This window comes from Maribacter ulvicola (genome assembly GCF_900155985.1).
GTDB lineage: Bacteria > Bacteroidota > Bacteroidia > Flavobacteriales > Flavobacteriaceae > Maribacter > Maribacter ulvicola.
The window spans coordinates 491,300-508,005 of sequence record NZ_FTMA01000001.1; the positions used below are offsets into that span (position 1 = coordinate 491,300).

10 protein-coding genes are annotated in these 16,706 nt (G+C 35.4%); 5 read left to right on the plus strand and 5 right to left on the minus strand.

Annotated features, from left to right (window positions below; all coding sequences use genetic code 11):
* Positions 1–137: 137 nt before the first annotated feature.
* Positions 138–1,154: a fibronectin type III domain-containing protein gene (locus BW936_RS02170; protein WP_076546679.1), complete on the minus strand. Its 1,017-nt coding sequence runs from the start codon at positions 1,152–1,154 to the stop codon at positions 138–140.
* A 434-nt stretch (positions 1,155–1,588) separates the two neighbouring features.
* On the opposite strand from BW936_RS02170, the gene gltX reads away from it, so the two are divergent.
* Positions 1,589–3,097 carry a glutamate--tRNA ligase gene (gene gltX / locus BW936_RS02175; RefSeq protein ID WP_076546680.1) on the plus strand — a complete coding sequence of 503 codons (1,509 nt, stop codon included), beginning with the start codon at positions 1,589–1,591 and terminating at the stop codon, positions 3,095–3,097.
* Positions 3,098–3,126: 29 nt separating this feature from the next.
* Here gltX and BW936_RS02180 read toward each other — a convergent pair whose 3' ends face one another.
* The 3 genes from BW936_RS02180 to BW936_RS02190 form a co-directional block, all read right to left on the minus strand.
* On the minus strand, positions 3,127–3,522 hold the full coding sequence (locus tag BW936_RS02180) for an ACT domain-containing protein (RefSeq protein WP_076546681.1): 396 nt from the start codon (positions 3,520–3,522) through the stop codon (positions 3,127–3,129).
* 112 nt (positions 3,523–3,634) lie between these two features.
* Positions 3,635–4,606 (minus strand): 23S rRNA (adenine(1618)-N(6))-methyltransferase RlmF, encoded by a 972-nt coding sequence (gene rlmF / locus BW936_RS02185; RefSeq protein WP_076546682.1) that lies wholly within the window; start codon positions 4,604–4,606, stop codon positions 3,635–3,637.
* Positions 4,607–4,648: 42 nt separating this feature from the next.
* On the minus strand, positions 4,649–5,227 hold the full coding sequence (locus BW936_RS02190; RefSeq protein ID WP_076546683.1) for a PepSY domain-containing protein: 579 nt from the start codon (positions 5,225–5,227) through the stop codon (positions 4,649–4,651).
* A gap of 360 nt (positions 5,228–5,587) precedes the next feature.
* Between BW936_RS02190 and katG the strand changes: the two genes are divergently transcribed.
* Together katG and BW936_RS02205 are read left to right on the plus strand one after the other, a co-directional pair.
* Positions 5,588–7,831 (plus strand): catalase/peroxidase HPI, encoded by a 2,244-nt coding sequence (katG, locus tag BW936_RS02195; RefSeq protein ID WP_076546684.1) that lies wholly within the window; start codon positions 5,588–5,590, stop codon positions 7,829–7,831.
* Positions 7,832–8,471: 640 nt separating this feature from the next.
* Complete coding sequence (locus BW936_RS02205) at positions 8,472–9,401, plus strand: SPFH domain-containing protein (protein ID WP_076546685.1); 930 nt, start codon at positions 8,472–8,474, stop codon at positions 9,399–9,401.
* Positions 9,402–9,680: 279 nt separating this feature from the next.
* On the opposite strand, the gene BW936_RS02210 is transcribed toward BW936_RS02205, so the two are convergent.
* Positions 9,681–11,357 carry a glutamine--tRNA ligase/YqeY domain fusion protein gene (locus BW936_RS02210; RefSeq protein WP_076546686.1) on the minus strand — a complete coding sequence of 559 codons (1,677 nt, stop codon included), beginning with the start codon at positions 11,355–11,357 and terminating at the stop codon, positions 9,681–9,683.
* A 225-nt stretch (positions 11,358–11,582) separates the two neighbouring features.
* On the opposite strand from BW936_RS02210, the gene BW936_RS02215 reads away from it, so the two are divergent.
* The gene (locus tag BW936_RS02215; protein ID WP_084181957.1) at positions 11,583–13,829 is read left to right on the plus strand and encodes a T9SS type B sorting domain-containing protein; all 2,247 of its coding nucleotides are present in this window, start codon (positions 11,583–11,585) and stop codon (positions 13,827–13,829) included.
* Between the two features lie 7 nt (positions 13,830–13,836).
* Entirely contained in the window at positions 13,837–16,053 is a 2,217-nt protein-coding gene (locus tag BW936_RS02220; RefSeq protein WP_076546687.1) for a PorP/SprF family type IX secretion system membrane protein, read from the plus strand.
* Positions 16,054–16,706: the final 653 nt, after the last annotated feature.

A 16,706-nucleotide genomic window follows, 5' to 3' on the forward strand; every position in this document is an offset into this window, starting at 1 on the left:
TAAAAGGATCTCTTAACATCTAATAAATGAGGTGAATACTATAGGCTATTACTTCATTTATTTAAAAAAGTAAAGGGTGAAATCTGCATATTATTTACAGATTTCACCCTTAAGTGAATTTTAATTTTTACTCTTTTTTAATTTGTTTCTAATGTAATCTCATAGTTTAATTGATATACTACTCCGTCAACCTCTATAAGAATATAACCTGTTTTATCAGCTGCTAATGCGTTGTAATTTTCATTACTAAGTACACTACTGGATAGTGCCGAAGTATAAGTACTATAATTGCCTATTTCAAAATCTACAGCAACCCATTTGTTAATTTCAAAATTGGCTAATTCTTCTGAGAAAGTAACGTTTAATTGTCCCGGGAAGTACTGACTTTCTGGAGTAATTAATTTTGCCGCTGTTACCGTTATAGTTGGGTGTACAGGATAAGTGTTGGTGGTGGTGAAAGAAGCTGTTGATTGTTTAGTTTTAAAGGTATTTAGGGTTCTTGCGGTTACTACCACTTCATAGTCGGTATCCCTTTCAAGATCAGTTATATATTTTGTGGTACCATATCTAAAACGGTTTTCAGAAGGATAATCTACACCGTTAATTGTTAACAAGTATAAAACGGTATTACCGTCTGCAGATGTAGAAGGCGTCCATCTTATGGTAGCTGATGTTGCAGTTATGTCCGAAATTGTAATTTCTTCTTCTGTTTCTGCCCCACTATCACTAATGGCTACAACTTTAATTGTGTGTTCCTCTCCTTCAGTAACTACCATGGTAAAACTTGTAGTTTCTGTTGTGTAAGAACCGTAGGTCTCATGGTATTCCCCATTTATAAAAATTTTGTAATAATAATCAGATCCATCTTCAACAGTAGGTGTTTGCCAGTTAATACCAACTACGTCACATGTAATTTGTTCATATGAAATTGGAAAAGCAGATGGCGCTGTTCCTAATGTATGAAACTCAGAAGAATTAATACGCTCTTCTGCTTCTTCTGTAGATGCACTAACTTTTACTGCGTAGGTAGTATTCATCTCTAATTCATTAACAGTAAATTCTAATTCTGTAAGGTTTTCAGCTATAAGTTCCTCATTTAAAAATACACTGTAGGCAACCGTACTTTCCTTGGAAGCCGTAACTTCACTCCACATAATTTTAGCACTTGTTTGTGAAATTTCCTGGAACTCAATTTCAAAAGTTGACAGCGTAATTTCCTCGGGAATGTTTTCTACTTCAGGTATAGAATCGTCTGTAGAATCTGAGCTACATCGGTAATTAATACCATTAAAAATACGTAAAGGAATTTTAAATTATTTTTCATTTTTCTTGATTTAAGGTTTTTCATTAACGTCACTTAAATAGTATTCTTATACTTTTTTTTTATTTAAAAAATGCTTTTGTTTTTTGCTTCTCAACAAGTGTATTTGCTTGTTTTTTTGGGAAATAGAATTTTATACTAATCTTAATGAGAACTAGGTTCTTGAAGGTTAGGTATGTATGGGAAATTTTATACGATGTTATATTTCAATAAATTTATAATCCGCTGTAGATATATGGCTAAAGGTGTTTTTTATACCTTTGTGGCATGACAAAGAAAGTTCGTGTTCGTTTTGCTCCTAGTCCTACAGGACCATTACATATTGGAGGTGTTCGCACTGCCCTATTTAATTATTTGTTCGCTAAAAAACATGGCGGCGATTTTATTCTTAGAATAGAAGATACTGACCAGAATAGGTATGTTGAAGGTGCTGAACAGTATATTATAGATTCTTTAAATTGGTGCGGAATTCCTTTTGACGAGGGTATTAATAAAGACGGTGGTTTTGGTCCATATAGACAGAGCGAGCGTAAATCTTTATATAAAAAATATGCCGATGATTTAATTGAAAGTGGTCATGCATATTACGCTTTTGATACTTCTGAAAGTCTAGACGGCCATAGAAAAGATCATGAGCAACAAGGAAAAACCTTTATTTACAATTGGCACAATAGATTAAAGCTAGATAACTCGTTGTCTTTAATGCCAGAAGAGGTAAAAGCTAAATTAGATAATGGTGATGACTATGTCATTCGTTTTCTTTCTCCACCGGACGAAACCTTACATTTAAATGATTTAATACGTGGATCTATTAAAATTGATACCAATGTTTTAGACGATAAGGTATTATTTAAAAGCGATGGTATGCCAACCTATCATTTGGCAAATATTGTTGATGACCACTTAATGGAAATTAGTCATGTAATTAGAGGTGAAGAATGGTTGCCTTCTATGGCCTTGCACAAACAATTGTATGATGCCTTTGGATGGAATGCTCCAGAATTTGCGCATTTACCTTTAATTATGAAGCCCGTAGGTAAAGGAAAGTTGAGTAAGCGTGATGGCGAAAAAATGGGCTTTCCAGTTTTTCCACTTTCTTGGAATGAGTCTATTGGGTATAAAGAATCTGGATATTTTCCTGAGGCGGTAATAAATTTCTTGGCGTTATTAGGATGGAATCCTGGTACGGAACAAGAATTATTTTCATTAGATGAATTGGTAGAAACGTTTAGTTTGGACCGTGTAAATAAATCTGGAGCGCGGTTTGATCCAGAAAAAACCAAATGGTACAATCAGCATTATCTTCAAGAAACGGCTGATGCTGAACTAGCTAAGTTATTCTTACCAACAGTAGAGGAGCATACTTCTGATGATGACAAATTGAATCTAGAGTATGTTACCAAAGTAGTTGCGCTTATAAAAGAACGCGCAGTCTTTGTTTCTGATTTTTGGAATTTGAGCGATTACTTCTTTGTGGCACCTACAGAATATAATGCCAAAGCAGCCAAAAAGCAATGGAAAGAAGCTACTGCTTCAATCATGAACGAGCTTATTTCTGTGTTAAAACCTATAGATGATTTTTCTTCAGAAAATGCGGAAACCATAGTAAAAGCATGGATTGGAGAAAAAGAATTGTCTTTTGGAAAAGTGATGCCACCTTTACGCCTATTCTTAGTAGGTGATATGAAAGGTCCCCATATTTTTGATATTATGGCAATGATCGGTAAAGAAGAAAGTATTACTAGAATAGAAACAGCCTTAAACAAATTAGGATAAAATAGAATTTCAGGAAAATGAAGCAGTGTTTATTTTCCTGAAAATTTACTCAAAACTTCCATAGCTTTTTTGGTGTCTTTGGTCGCTATAAAAATATGGTCATGATAAAAAGCCGCAACTACATTACAACTGATATTATAACTTGTCAATTCTGTAGAAACAGCGGCTGTCAAACCAACAGCATTTAGTGCAGAATGAACGGTAAGTGTAATCCAAGATGCAACAAATTCATATTTAAAATTTAATTCATCGGCTTTTGCTTGTTCTAAGATAATTGTGATACCTTCTTTTTCTTTGAACTCGAATAAGATAGTGTCCCTAGAAATATGCTGAAAATCCTTCACAGATATAAAAACATAATTCCCTTCGTTCAAACTAGGTTTTAAACTCCTTAAAAGTATATTTAAATCGGTTTCTCCTGCCATTTTAGCGTATTTACTGAATTTTCAAAAAAAATTAGACCCTTCGGGTCAATTTACCAAAGAGAACTGCTTAAAATACCTTATTTGATAGTTAAAAAAGGTCCGAGGCTAAATTTTATTCGTTGTTCCATCTATCTTCTGCCCAAGATTTCATTTCTGTGGCCGATAAAAATGTCCAAGCAATAATTCTGCTCATCTTATTGCCCTGACCCATTGGTGTGGTTTTGTGCTCCACTACACCCACTTTTTCCAATCGGTCATAAAAAGCCCTTAGGTTTGATTGTTTAGAAACTAGGGTTGAAAACCAAGCGCAATTTTTAGAAAATTGGGCACTTTCGTTGATCATATTAAGTACAAATCGTTTTTCGCCACCATCCGTCCAAAGTTCTCCACCTTGTCCGCTAAAATTTAACTCAGGTTTCTTCACCCTTTTTTTCTTGAGGTTGCTTAATTTTCTAAGTGTCCCTGCTTCAGCTTCAGCTTGTGTTGCGTGAAATGGCGGATTACAAATAGTCAAATCGATCTTTTCATCAGTATCTATAATTCCAGAAAAAATATGCTCGGGTTTCGGTTGATGCCTACATTCTACTTTACCGTGAAGTGAAGGGTTTGAAGTCACTATTTTTTGTGCAATTTCAATTGCTTTCGGGTCTATATCAGAACCAATAAACGACCATCCGTAAGAACTATGACCAATAATTGGATACACACAATTTGCACCAACACCAATATCCAGGCATTTCATCTGATGTCCTTTGACCAAATTACCACTATTACTTACAGCTAAAATGTCTGCAATATGGTGAATATAGTCTGCCCTACCTGGTATTGGCGGACATAAAAAACCATCTGGTATATCCCAGTAATCTAAATCATATTGAGAAATTAAAATGGCTTTGTTCAGTGCTTTCACAGCTACTGGATTAAAGAAATCTATAGTTAGATTTCCGTATTTATTCTTTGCCACAAAAGGCTTCAAATCTGTATTTACTAACTTTAATGCCTTTAGATCGTAACGGCCGGTATGTTTATTTCTTGTGTGTAAAGTTGGTTTCTCTAAACCTTCTTTTTTCTTTTGGTCTGCCATAATAATTGCGCCTTATTTAGACCTCAAAGCTAACCCTAATTTTTATGCGTTTGTATTATTTCTTCGCATACGCTTGGGACCATACCATAACCAAAAGCCGGTAATTGTAAAAAGTAAAAGCGCTAGGCCCATTATCGATGTATAAAAAACTTTGATCTGTTTGTTACTAGTGCCCAAATAGTCATCTAAAATTGAACCATCATGTAGTTGTTCTATGAGGTCAGAATACCTTTGCTCTATATGAAGTAATTTACCTGTAGTACCGTCTAATTGCAATCCCCATAAATGATCAGCATATATAAATTTTACCATGCCTTTCTCTTTTCTAATGTCTATGCGGTCTATTTCAGTAGACAAATCTTTAGAAATTGATTCCAAAAGGTAGGTGTTGGCAAGCGTGTGTAAACTATCTATTGGCAACCAATCTCGTAGTTCAGTTGATGTTCCGGTATATGATTTAGACAAAATGACTCCCCCACTATGCTTTTTCCACCCTAAAAGTAATCCGGTAATAGAGATTATAAAGAAGAAAATAAACAAGGCGGCACCAGTAGCTCTATGTACTTTCCTGAATACTCTAAGGATTTTAGCTTGTTTTTTTCTTGAAATATTTTTAGCCATTGATACCATTGCTATAGCTAAGCAATATATGCAGATTTATACTTTATGGAAATAGGTATTCTGTTAAAAGAAGAAAGGATTTTTAGGAGTAGTATTATGGTTTACTGCGCATAGAGTTCTTTATTTGCTTATTTTATGTTTGTAATGGGCTGGTTATGAAATATCTGCTTTATATAAATTTGCAATTTTAATTAAACACCGGTTTTATAATCCGTATATTTAATTGGAGTTTTATAGCGTGTATGTAAGAACGGTACAATATTACGCAATAAGAATTATCTATTGTAAAGTGAAAAACGATAGATTTAATGTGTGTAGATTTACATTTGAAAATATGAAACAACTAAAAATTATATAATCATGAGTAGTACTAACGGAAAAGGGGAAGCTTGGGATGTAAATGAATCCGATGCAGCTAATTGTCCATTTTTAAATGGCGAAATGCATCAAGCTGCCGGAGGGGGAACAACAAACAAAGATTGGTGGCCCAATATGTTGAATCTTAATATTCTGAGATTACATTCTAAGATGGCAGATCCAATGGATGACGACTTTAATTATGCTGATGAGTTTAAATCTTTAGATTTAGCAGCTATTAAAAATGACCTGAGTAATTTAATGACAAACAGTCAAGATTGGTGGCCTGCAGATTATGGTCATTACGGTCCGTTCTTTATACGTATGGCTTGGCATAGTGCTGGTACATACCGTATTTCTGATGGTAGAGGTGGTGCAAGTGCGGGTAACCAACGTTTTGCTCCTTTGAATAGCTGGCCGGACAATGCCAATTTAGATAAAGCCCGTTTATTGTTATGGCCTATAAAACAGAAATATGGCAAGAAAATTTCCTGGGCAGATTTATTGATTCTCGCCGGTAACGTTGCTCACGAAAGTATGGGCCTGCCTATGTACGGTTTTGCCGGAGGTCGTGAAGATATTTGGCAACCAGAAGAAGATATTTATTGGGGATCGGAAACAGAATGGTTAGGTAACAAACAACGATATGATGAAGATGGTAATGAATTAGAAAATCCACTTGGTGCCGCCCATATGGGATTGATCTACGTAAACCCGGAAGGTCATAACGCCAACCCAGATCCTTTAGAAGCTGCTCATTATATTAGACAGACGTTCAAAAGAATGGCTATGGATGATTATGAAACTGTTGCTCTAATTGCCGGTGGTCATACATTCGGTAAAACCCATGGTGCTGCTAGTCCTGATGATTATGTTAGTGCTGAACCTGCAGCGGCAGATATTACCGAGCAAGGATTAGGTTGGAAGAGTAGCTATGGAACTGGTTCGGGTGCTGACACAATTACAAGTGGAATAGAGGGTGCTTGGACTCAAACACCTACAAAATGGAGTCATTATTTCTTTGAAAATTTATTTGGTTTTGAATGGGAATTAACCAAAAGTCCGGCTGGAGCTTGGCAGTATAAGCCTGTTGGAGATGCAGGTGCCGGTGAAATGCCAGATGCACATATACCTGGTAAAACGCATCAACCATTTATGTTGGTTACAGATATGTCTTTACGTGTAGATCCAGCATATGAAAAAATTTCTAGAAACTTTTTAGAAAATCCAGATGAGTTTAAGGATGCCTATGCAAAAGCATGGTATAAATTAACACATAGAGATATGGGTCCTGTGGATCGTTATTTAGGTCCTGAAGTTCCAAAAGAAGAATTACTGTGGCAAGATCCGGTACCAGCAGTTGATTTTGATTTAATAGATGCTGCTGATATTGAAGCCTTAAAGAAAACAATTTTGTCTTCTGGTCTTTCTACTTCAGAATTAGTTTCTACAGCTTGGGCTTCTGCATCTACTTATAGAGGGTCAGATAAACGTGGTGGTGCCAATGGTGGTCGTGTTCGTTTAGCACCGCAAAAAGATTGGAAAGTAAACAACCCAACTCAATTGGCTAAAGTTTCTTCAATGCTGGAAAAAATTCAGAAAGATTTCAACGATAGCCAGTCTGGAAACAAAAAAGTATCTTTTGCAGATTTAGTGGTTCTTGCCGGTACAGCCGCGGTTGAAAATGCAGCTATGCTTGCTGGTTTTGATACTACAATTGCTTTTAATGCAGGTCGTACAGATGCTACACAGGAAAAAACGGATATAGAATCTTTTGAAGCTTTGGAACCAATTGCAGACGGATTTAGAAATTATACAAAACAGAAATTATCTGTGCATACAGAAGAACTTTTAATTGATAGGGCAAATCTGTTGACACTTACCGCTCCAGAAATGACGGTATTAATTGGAGGTCTTCGTGTTCTTGGTGCTAATTATGACGGTTCTGACAAGGGAGTGTTTACTAATACACCAGGAGTACTTACCAATGATTTCTTTATCAATTTACTTGATATGGGTACTACATGGAAGGCAGCTTCTGATAGCGATACGGTATTTGAAGGTAGTGATCGTAAAACAGGGACAGTTAAATGGACCGGTACTAGAGCTGATCTAATATTTGGTTCTAATTCAGAATTACGTGCATTGGCGGAGGTTTATGGTACAGAAGACGCAAAACAAAAATTTGTTCGTGATTTTGGGAGAACTTGGACCAAAGTGATGAACTTAGATCGTTTTGATATCTAATAGATATATTGAATAATGATATAAAAGGGAACTCGTTGGAGTTCCCTTTTTTCTTTTACATAGAATGCTATGAGTTGAAAGATTCTCCAAAGGTAACTGATAGTTATCAGGTTCTTAAAGTGAATATTCTTTTTGCTCCAAGTCATTATTGATATGTTGGTATAGGGTTGTGTGCATAACATCATTTAATAACGATTGGTACAATGTGTTAATGTCATTGGTATTACTATATACTTGACCGTAATTTTCCTTTGGCTTAAGGGCTTTGGATTAAAAGAAATGTATTCCTACCCCATCTTTTTCTATCCTCAAATACTCAGGGTAATCAAGAGCATCTGTTTTATTAAATCCGTGGGATTTTTTATAGTACCATAGTGTATTTTATTCATTTCGAATAGTTAGTTTGTGGTGTATTGCTGTGACCATAGTTTATATATTAAGATATTATCTAAATTACTACAACTTTATTGAAAATGTGAGTGTTGGGCTATCTTCATATCGTAGGAAACAAAATTCTGTGTGGTCAATAAGTTGCAATAGTCATTTTAACGGTAGTGTTTTGTAACAAATGTGTTATACATCCTACTAATAATAGGAAGGCTTTTACTATCTTCAAATATTAATTTTAAAAGAAAAAAATATGGGCTCATTTATTTGGATTCCGGTTGTATTATTGGTGATTTTCACCATTCTATCGGGTGTATTTATTGTAAAACAGCAAACAGCGGTTTTAATAGAAACTTTTGGGAAATTTACTAGCGTAAGACAATCTGGTATTCAATTTAAAATACCATTTGTGCAGCGTATTGCCGCTAGAATAGGTTTAAAAATTCAGCAATTAGATGTAATTATTGAAACAAAAACGCTGGATGACGTATTCGTAAAATTGAAAGTATCTGTGCAATATGTCGTTATTAGAGAAAAAGTATATGATGCCTATTATAAATTAGAATATCCGCATGAGCAAATTACTTCTTATGTATTTGATGTTGTACGTGCAGAAGTGCCCAAAATGAAGTTGGATGATGTCTTTGTAAAGAAAGATGATATTGCAATTGCAGTAAAATCAGAATTACAAGAAGCCATGCTAGATTATGGTTTTGACATTATTAAGACTTTGGTAACGGATATTGATCCTGATCCACAGGTAAAAGAAGCTATGAACCGTATTAATGCTTCTGAACGTCAAAAAACAGCTGCGCAGTTTGAAGGTGATGCCGCTCGTATTTTAATTGTAGAAAAAGCAAAAGCTGAGGCAGAAAGCAAAAGATTACAGGGACAAGGTATTGCTGATCAACGTAGGGAAATTGCTCGTGGTCTAGAAGAATCTGTTGAAGTCTTAAATAAGGTTGGTATTAATTCTCAAGAAGCTTCTGCCCTAATTGTGGTAACACAACATTATGATACGCTGCAAAGTATTGGTGAAGAGACCAACACCAACTTAATATTGTTACCTAATTCACCGCAAGCTGGCAGTGATATGCTAAATAATATGGTAGCTAGTTTTACCGCTAGTAATATGATTGGCGAAAGCATGAAGAAAACCAATAAACCTAAGATTAAGGAATAACCTTTTTACTTTCTTATTATCTTTTATATGAATCCTGGAAACCTATGTTTTCGGGATTTTTTGTGTATAAATTGTTTTAATCCTTAGTCTTGTTCTTTTTAGAATTTCAGAATGACCTATTTCTTATTTTAAAGAATCTAGAAAGGTTTTTCATTATAAATAATACCAATAGGTCTAAATAAAAAAATCCACTTGTAAACGCTTTGTCTGCAAGTGGATTTTTATAATAAACCTTAATGAAGTTGGTTATAGTAATAAGAATTACTTATACTGTTTATTCTATTGAATTTTAGCCCAAGAATCCCGTAAGCCTACGGTTCTGTTAAAAACTAATTTATCGGTAGTGGTGTCTGGGTCAACACAGAAATATCCGATACGTTGAAATTGAACGCGGTCCCCAACTTGGGCTTCTTTAAGATGAGGCTCAACATAACCGGTAATTACTTCTAAAGATGCTGGATTTATAAATTCCATAAAATCCTTGTCCTTATGTGTGTCTGGACTTTCATCTGTAAATAAACGATCGTATAAGCGAACTTCTGCTTTAACAGCATGTTTTATGGAAACCCAATGTAAGGTTCCTTTTACTTTTCGCAAACTTTCTTCGGTTCCACTACCACTTTTACTTTTTGGGTCATACGTACATTGTACTTCTATAATATTCCCTTCAGTATCCTTTGTGCAAGATACTGCTTTAATAATGTATGCATTCTTTAAGCGAACTTCTTTGCCTAGTTTTAACCTAAAGAACTTCTTATTGGCTTCTTCTCTAAAATCTTCCCTTTCTATATAGAATTCTTTTGAGAAAGGAACTTTTCTAGAACCTGCACTTTCATCTTCTGGGTTATTCTCAGCATATAACCACTCTTCTTCACCTTCTGGGTAATTGGTAATAACTACTTTCAAAGGATCTAATACGCCCATAACTCTTGGAGCAACTTTATTTAGGTGGTCACGTACTTGAAACTCCAATAAAGAAACATCTATTAAATTATCTCTTTTTGCTATACCTATAGTGTCGGTAAAATTACGGATAGATTCTGGAGTATACCCTCTTCTTCTAAGACCTGATATGGTTGGCATTCTAGGATCGTCCCAAGAATCAACAACACCTTTTTCTACTAATTGTGCCAGTTTTCGTTTGCTAACTACGGTATGACTTAAGTTTCTACGGGCAAACTCTCGTTGTTTAGGTCTTACTTTAGTTGGTTCATATACCTGATCTAAAAACCAGTTATATAGCTCGCGGTGCATAGCAAATTCTAAGGTACAGAAGGAATGGGATACTTGTTCTATATAATCACTTTCACCATGTGTCCAATCGTACATCGGATAAATACACCAATCGGTATTTGTTCTGTGGTGTGCTTTATGTAGAATACGGTACATAATTGGGTCCCTCATCAGCATATTAGAAGAAGCCATATCAATTTTGGCTCTTAGTACGTGAGTTCCTTCTTCAAATTCACCGCTTTTCATTTTTTCGAAAAGCTCCAAATTCTCTTCTATTGATCTATTTCTATTTGGACTATCGGTTCCAGGTGTTGTAGGTGTTCCTTTTTGGGTGGCCATAGCCTCAGAAGATTGATTGTCTACATATGCCTTACCTTGTTTGATCAATTCAGTGGCCCAATCATATAATTGCTGAAAATAATCAGACGCATACCGTTCGGTATCCCACTTAAAACCTAACCATTCTACATCCTTTTTTATGGCATCTACAAATTCTTGCTCTTCTTTAGCTGGGTTGGTATCATCAAACCTCAGATTTACAGGTGCGTTATACCTAAGACCTAAACCAAAGTTTAAGCAAATAGAACTCGCATGGCCAATATGAAGGTAACCATTTGGTTCTGGAGGAAAACGAAAACGTAATTCATCTTTGGTATAACCATTTACCAAGTCCTCTTCAACAATTTGTTCAATAAAATTCAAAGACTTCGTTGTCTCGCTCATGTCATTATTTTTCAAGCTACAAAAGTAGCAAAATTGCCTTAATTGGTAGGTTTAAAAAAAGATCACCTTATATAAAATGTGTTTCACAACAGAAATCTTACTTCCGACAACATAAAATTCCCTTTCGTCCCGTTTAATAACATATTTGTCTAAGAAATGTTGGGAATGTAAAAAACTTATTAACCGACTTTTCAACCGTAGTGGCCCCCTTAACTACAAATACTTATGAAAACCTTGAAGAAACTTACCGTATTTACAGCACTATCCATGCTATTCTGCGCTTTTCAATTATCTGCGCAAGCAATTGTAATCAATGCTCCAGTACCTGCAGACAATCCAAATTTGTCTGGAAGTACTCCGTGGACAGCAATGTGTGCAGGAAATTCTGGATTTAATGAATATTTTGTCAATATTACTTGGATTGGTACCGCTAATGCCGGTAACAAATTTATTCTTGAATTATCTGATGCCAGTGGCAATTTTGATAATGTGCAAACATTACAAACCATTACCGATAAAAATGATGTAAAGGATTTTGATGTCAGTTTTGCCATACCTACGGATATGCGCGGAGATGGATATAAGCTGAGAGTACGTAGTACAGATCCTGAAAAGATAGGTAGTGAATCTCCTGCTTACAATATGTATTATATGGATGTTACTTCTAACCTTAATATTAGTGAGAAGGGTGATGGCGTACCTCCAGGAACTGTTTGTAGTACAGGTCCTATCACCCTGCAAGTTGACAATGTTACCAATCCAGAAACCTATCAGTATATTTGGTTTAGAAGTGGTACAGAATTAACTGGTGAAACCGGTCATACAATTAACGTAACACAATCTGGTATGTACAATGCATATATTGATTATGGACCTAGATGTACAGGATCTGGTAATACAGATTCTAATATGGTAGATGTTACTATTGGTGGTTCTGGAACTGGAATAGCTGTCATCGCGCCAAGCAAAACAGCATTGTGTAGTACAGATAATGAAACTTTAAGTATTGACCAAACAAACCCCGCTTGGAACTATCAATGGTTTAAAGATGATGTTGCCATTACAGGAGCTACCACAACTACATATACAGTAGATGCTTCAAATGTCGGCTTTGAAGGTGACTATGCCGTTGAAATATCCGGTACCGGAATGTGTAATGAAAGATCAGCCAGTGTTACCATTACCAATGCAGAGTTGTTTACGGTTACCGTAGAAAATGATGTCAATATGGTAATATTACCAACCCAAAGTCAAGTGTTGACCGTTAGTTCTTCTGCAAATATGCCGAGCTATAAATGGTTTAGAAATGCTATTGAAATATCCGGAGAGACTAGTAATTCAATTACCATTTCTGAAGAGGGGGAATATTACGCAGAAGTAACCCAAACCGGCGGAACATGTGCTATATCCTCTAAAAACTCTGATGCTACAACAGTTGTATCACCTGCTTCTTTTGAAATTTCAATTGATTATACCAATTCGTATACGTCTTGCCAATCTACCAGCAGTGTTCTTGGTATAGATGTAATTAATGCCGTCGCTGCAGATGGTACCAAGACAGATGTTACCAGTGCTTTAGTTGATGGTTTTACTTATCAATGGAAAAGGGATGGAGAAGTTATTAGTGGCGCAACAGCTAGTAGTATAAGTTTGGCATCCAATTTAGAAAATGGAGATTATGAGGTAAGCGCTACGGTTAATGGTTTCAATGCAAATTCAAACATGTTACCAATTCAATTATTGACAAGTGAAATCGTTACCATAACCAGTACTGGAACTGTATTTTGTACTGGTGGCGAAACCATAACATTAAATACTACCGCTGATTTAAGTACTTCATCTTACAAGTGGCAATTAGATGGTGAGACAATTAATACAAGTGATGCGGTATTAACAATATCTACACCGGGAACCTATACTTTGGCAGTAGACAGAGACGGTTGTCCTTTAATCTCCAATGAAATTACTATAAGTCCGTTGGATGAGAACTTAATTACATTAGATCCAGGTGCTGAAATGGTGATGCCGGAAGGTACTACAAGAACCGTTACGGCAAGTGGAGGTACGGCGTATAGATGGGTAGATGCCAATGGAGTGGAATTAGGCAATGCCGACAGCATTACGCTTACTGACGCTGGTAGCTATACCTTAATTGCGTCAATAGATAATTGTGAAATCATTAGACAGGTTGAAGTAACTTATTTGGACACCTTTAAAGTACCTAATGTTATTACAGTGAATGGAGATGGCATAAACGATCAATGGGTAATTCCTAATTCATACTCCAATAAGGCAGATGTTAATGTAATTATATACAATGAACAAGGTCAAGAGATTGTTAACGAATTTGATTATAAAAATAATTGGCCGCAATCAACTACGGCGTTCACCAAACAAAATATGGTATTCTATTATAAAATTAGGAGTGCCAGTGAAGTCCTTAAACAAGGTACTATCACAGTAATACGTTAAGCTCACCATGCTAAAGAAAAGTGTTTTATACCTATTGTTATTTGTGTTTGCTATCATGAAAGTTAGTGGGCAAGAGGAAAGTCCGTTCGTATCATACGATGTTCCTGCTCAGAACTTATTGAAGTACAACCGTTTTTTAATCAACCCAACGTTTTCAACGGTAAGGGAAGATAAATCCTATATCAATTTATTACACCGAAACCAATCGGTACAATTTGATGATAACAATCAAAACTATTTCTTAAGCTACAGTGGTCGTATTAGTGACAGAACCGGACTTGGTTTAAGTCTATATTCTCAAAGAGAAGGTACCCTTAGTAACTTTGGTGTACTTGCAAATTATGCCTACGGTATAAAGTTGAACGACAAAAGTAATTTTACTTTTGGAGCCAACGTATCTTATTATCAAAGCGGATTTGATAACGGTAGAGCATCTACTATTGAAGATGATCCGTTTTTGGCAGGTCTGCAAGATCAAAGCTTACTATCTTTTCAGCCGGGTTTCAATCTCTCATATGGAAAATTTGATGTAGGTATGTTCGCTGAAAACCTTTTTGATTACAACTTAAAAAATAGTGAGTCCGTAACTGAATTTAAGGATAAAACATATTCTGCACACTTGCAATATACCCATCAGTTTGAAAACAAAGAGGGTGTTTTTGAGCAAGCTAGGCTAATGCCTTTGGCCAGGGTTAGAAAGGTTGGTGAAGAAGATGTAACCCTGGGAGGAAGTTTAATTCTTGACCTTCCAAAATTAGGATGGATCCAAGGTGGGTATGATAGTTTCTATGGGGCAGCTGCTGGTGTAGGCTTCAATCTTAACCAACGAATTTCTCTTGGATATACTATGGAAAAAGGATTATCAAATAATTTTGATAATTTCGGACTTACCCATGAAATATCAGTAGCCTATTCCTTCTCTCCAAATCTTACAGAAGATAGGGTAATGTTAGAAGACGATTACGAAGATGATTTGGTACAAAGTAATGAGGAGCCTGAAAATATTGCCACGAATGAAGAGATTGAAGAGTTGAAAATGAAGTTGGCAGAAAATGATGCAATTATTGAAGAATTAATGTTTCGTCAAGATTCGTTGGAAGCTATTCGTCAATCTGATTTAGAAAAACGTTTTGCAATGGTAATGCGTATGGTACGTAACGAAACCAACGGGGAAAGACCAGACTTAGAAGATAAAGCAAAAGAGCTTTTCCTCGATGAGAATAGTATTTCTACTATTGCTTCTAACTACAATGCCAGCAATTCTGGTGAGCAAGAAATTATTTCTAATGATAACCCAAGTAGTTCTAGGAAATCAGTTGCACCTAATCAAACAAGAAAATCAACACATCAAAATAGTGTAGCGGCAGTTTCAAACGAAAAAAATAATTCTGATGCTAGTAAACAAGAGGTAAAGGAATTTACCAAATCAACTACAACTTACGTTGATCGTGGGTATCAGAATCAAGTACAACCAAAAGATGGAATAGCTGCCAATAAAAGGAGAACTACTATGACACCAGCTGCAACTATTACAGAAGTAGCTCTAGACGCAGTAAAAAGTCAACGATTTAAGAACTTGCCAGATGTTACAGATGGTTACTATATCGTGGCCAATGTGTACAAAGGGGGACAGTATATGAATAACTTTATAAAAAACCTAAGGGCTAAGGGTATTGATGCTGACTATATTGATAATCCAAATACAGGGTTAAAGTATGTGTACTTACAACGTTTTGGAACTTTTAAAGAAGCCGTTGCTGCACATGATTCTAAAATGAGCGGAGCCTATGATGGTGCTATGTGGATTATGAATGTTGATAATCGCTATACTAATGAGGCCTATGCAAATAATGTCAATAAGATTAAAGAAAAGTCATCTAAGTATGACGCTAAAGTTCTTACCTCAAAGGAGGTGGTTAAAGATAATGTAGAGGCTAGAGAGGGTGGTTCAAAACCTTATGTTTTAGCGGGTGGCGGCGCTAGTTATTACTTGATTGCAAATGTATTTGCCAACCCTAGTAATGCAAAAAAGTTTGTAGCGCTGTTAAATTCTTTTGGGTTAAGTGCTAGTTACTTTACCAATCCAAAGAATAATTATAAATACGTATATCTTAAAAAACATGATTCTTGGACCAAAGCTTTGATCTCTTATTACTCTAAGCTAAACGATGCTTATACAGATGAAATGTGGATCATGAGGGTAAATCAAAACCTACTGGTATAAAGTGACCGTATTTTAAAATTGCAGTTATATAAAATCTTCTATCTAATATGGTCTTAGCTTTATTTCTTAATTTAAATTGAAAATGCTTATTGAATATGAGAGTCAAAATACTCTATGGTATTTTACAGGGTACTCATATATCATTTTTATAGTATTCGTTTGTTGAATTTTTCTATAAGGAAAGGTCCGTTCGGTTTTAAATCAGCCTTCTCTACGTCCCTTTTTTCCTTAGAAATGATTACATATTTCTTTGAAAGTTGACTGGTTAGATCTTTTATCCATCAACTGAATTGCATTGGAATTAGAGAAAGGTGAAGTCACTTTTTATTTTATCAGTAGGGCTGTTTACTTTGTTGACAGTATTTTCATTACAAACTCCTGACTTAAGGATTTGAACTTTTACCATCTTTTATATATCAAGTAATTATTCTTATTTATCGAATACGTTTTAAGGTGTATTTCTATACATGTCTTAGCATAAACCATCTATTATTCTAGAGATTTTAATTTGTCACAGTTTAGTCGAACTTCATATTAGGAGTTGTAATTAAAGTCGCTACAAAGAAACTGATTTTTTAAATCTGTTGTTTAGATGAAAACTGCATTAGATAAAGGAACGTTATTCTTAGCACCTTAAATGTTGCTTTACATTA